At 64.5% G+C, this 2,692-nt stretch carries 3 protein-coding genes and 1 pseudogene; 1 reads left to right on the top strand and 3 read right to left on the bottom strand.

Features of this window, described 5'->3' with window-relative positions; genetic code table 11:
- Positions 1 to 55: 55 nt before the first annotated feature.
- The 3 genes from IE255_RS38790 to IE255_RS38800 form a co-directional block, all read right to left on the bottom strand.
- Complete coding sequence (locus IE255_RS38790; RefSeq protein ID WP_190055142.1) at positions 56 to 580, bottom strand: hypothetical protein; 525 nt, start codon at positions 578 to 580, stop codon at positions 56 to 58.
- 203 nt (positions 581 to 783) lie between these two features.
- Complete coding sequence (locus IE255_RS38795; protein WP_190055143.1) at positions 784 to 2,157, bottom strand: tyrosine-type recombinase/integrase; 1,374 nt, start codon at positions 2,155 to 2,157, stop codon at positions 784 to 786.
- Positions 2,154 to 2,348: a helix-turn-helix transcriptional regulator gene (locus tag IE255_RS38800; protein WP_190055144.1), complete on the bottom strand. Its 195-nt coding sequence runs from the start codon at positions 2,346 to 2,348 to the stop codon at positions 2,154 to 2,156. The genes IE255_RS38795 and IE255_RS38800 overlap by 4 nt, the downstream gene beginning before the upstream one ends.
- Positions 2,349 to 2,420: 72 nt before the next feature.
- On the opposite strand from IE255_RS38800, the pseudogene IE255_RS39845 reads away from it, so the two are divergent.
- Positions 2,421 to 2,651: pseudogene (locus IE255_RS39845) on the top strand (hypothetical protein); the annotation flags it as partial.
- Between the last annotated feature and the right edge of the window lie 41 nt (positions 2,652 to 2,692).

A 2,692-nucleotide genomic window follows, 5' to 3' on the forward strand; every position in this document is an offset into this window, starting at 1 on the left:
CTCATGACGACGCACCACGAACAGACCAACGCACCAACCACTTTGCGGACACGACCTAGTCAGTGCACTTCTCTTCGTTGGGGACGGCCTCGAAGACCACACTGTCTTCGATCACCTCTCCAGCTGCGGGAGTGGTAGCGCAGACCCGCCAGTTGTTCTCGTTGTCTGTACTACGCCCTGCCCCTGTGGCGTCCACCGCGGTTACCTCGCCAGTCAGGGCTGCCATCTGGTCCATCGCATCCATGAGGTTACGACCGATGTAACCAGGCATCTCGTCACCCGGCATGGCCAAGTAACCCTCTGTGGACGCAGGGCACGACTCGCCCTCTTTAACCGCCGAGAAGACGACCAGGGTGTCAAGGTCCGCCTCGCCAGGCTCTGGGTCCTGCGAGCAGACGCGCCAGTTACGATCCCACACTTGGGCTCGCCCCTGTCCCGTCGCATCCTCGGAGCTCAGGTTGGTGAAACCGGCGTTCTGCGCTCGATCTTGCGCTACTTGGAGCTGCGAACCGACCATGTTCGGCAACTCTTCGGCCGACGAGCAGGCGCTGACCGCCGTCACAAGAATTGCTGCTATCACGCCGGTACCTGCGATTCTTCGAGCACGCCGTCTCGTCACTACGCCCCCCATGATCGTTACCCCCTCGGGAAGGTGATCTTAGCGACCGCATCGACGAGATGCGGTCGCTCGAACAAATGTGAGTCGGCGGTGCCCGCTACCCGAGCTCAATCAACTGACCACCGTTACAGAACACCGTGCAGCTACCACGACCACGCTTACGATCACTCGTACTCGCGCAACAACTTCTCGATCTTGCGATTGACAATCTCCTGCCGTCCGTCGATGCACTTGGCGTAGCGGCTCAGCAGGACCTCCACGCTGTTGCCCGCACGTTCGGCGACCTCTGTCGGGTCCACCCCGGAGTTGAGCCAGGTCGACAGTGCCGAGTGCCGGAGGTCATACGGGCGAGCCGCAAGCGGAGAGGCGACCGCAGCCGGCGGTAGCGCCAGTGCACGGGCCTCCTGCCAGACGCGGTAGTACGTCGAGGAGCCCACCACTCCTCTGCGCTCGTTGGCGAACAGCCGCCCGTCCTCGGCGGTGCCGAACGTGTCGAGGTGCTGCCGGAGGATGGCGACGAGCTGAGGCGGGATCGGTACGAGCCGGACCTCTTCCGCCGGCCGGTTCTTGAGGCCCCGGTCGTCGTGGGTCTCGCCGGAGTCCGTCCACTGCTTTCCGACGCTGGGGCGTGTCCGGTTCAGCAGCACCGTTCCCCAGCCAGCCTCGGGCAGCTTCAGGTCTGCTTCGGTAAGGCCGACGGCCTCAGCCGGGCGTAAGGCGCCGTAGTACATGCAGGCGAACAGGCCGACGAGTCGGCGGCCACGCGCCCAGCCGTACCCACCGACGTACGAGACCGCAGTCAGCAGGGAACGAGCCTGCGCGGGATTGGCGACAACCCGGGGATCGACTTGCCCGGCGACCTTCGGCTTCTTCCAGCGGATGCCCGTGATCGGGTTCTCTTTGAACTCCCCGAGGTCCACTGCATAGTGCAGCGCGTTGACGAGTGTCCGACGCTTGCGCCGGACCGTCTCTGCGGCTGCCGCTGTCCCGTCGAGCTTCAGTTTGAGCGAGTCCAGGACGGCCCTGCCGATCGCAGCGTCACCGAGGTCCGTGAGCGGACGCGACGCCTTGGCCACCCAGTGCAAGGTGTTCGCGATCTCGGTCGGCCATTCGCGCTCATCCGGTCCGGGAAGGACGAAGGCCCAGTTGCGAAGCGCCCTCCTGATCAGTTCCTCGGACGGCTGCCCCGGACGCTCGTCGAGAAGAGCCATCGTCACAGCGGTCAGAGCCTCATTGATCCCGTTGCGCGTGTTCGGCGCCGCGTGCGGCCACTTCATGGCGAGGTACTTCAGAGCGAAGGCGTACCAGGTCATCGAGGCTGCCTGCTCAACCATCGGGTCAGGCAGCCCCGTCGCTGTGTCGAACTCTTCGCCGGCATGAGCGGCGCGGAGCAGCTTGGAACGGTAGTGGTCCGCAAGCCCCTTGGTGCGGAACTGTTCGGAGAACACGCTCCCCGCGACGGTCCATCGGACGTCATAGGACGACTTCTTGGTGTTCCTCTTGCGAACGCCCCACACCTTCACGTCGAGGGATTTCAAGCCGCCGCCTCCAACTGCCCCAGCCAGGCGCTGAAGTCGCTCCGCCACACCCGGAGCTCCCCGTTGGGCAGCTTGAACGCAGCGGGTCCCAGCCCCAGCTCGCGCCACCGGTAGAACGTCCGGCGAGACACACCACCCAACTCATCCAGTACTTGGCGAACAGTCATCAGCTCGTCACGCCGGTGGTCCATGTCGGTTCTCCTTCCGTTCCGGGGGCGGCTTCCAGGGAGGCGACAAGCCAGGTTTCGCCATGGCTGAGACCATGGGAGTGGCTGTACGACGGCCGCATCGCCACGAGGAAGGCGCTCCTACGAGCCGAACCCTGCACGGTGACCGTCACACAGGCCAGCACTCGGATCACATGGACGATTCGCCCAGTAATCTTTCTGCCCCTCATACACCGGCAGGGCATCGAACTCCCAGCGTGCGCATACGACTTCAAGCCTCACGCGGGACCGGACAAGCCTCGCCCGGCCGTGTCTAGTCCCAGGTGATGCTTGACGTTCTGGTCCCAGCTGATGCTTGACGGTGGGCC

This window comes from Streptomyces lomondensis (assembly GCF_014651035.1).
GTDB classification, from domain to species: Bacteria; Actinomycetota; Actinomycetes; order Streptomycetales; family Streptomycetaceae; genus Streptomyces; species Streptomyces lomondensis.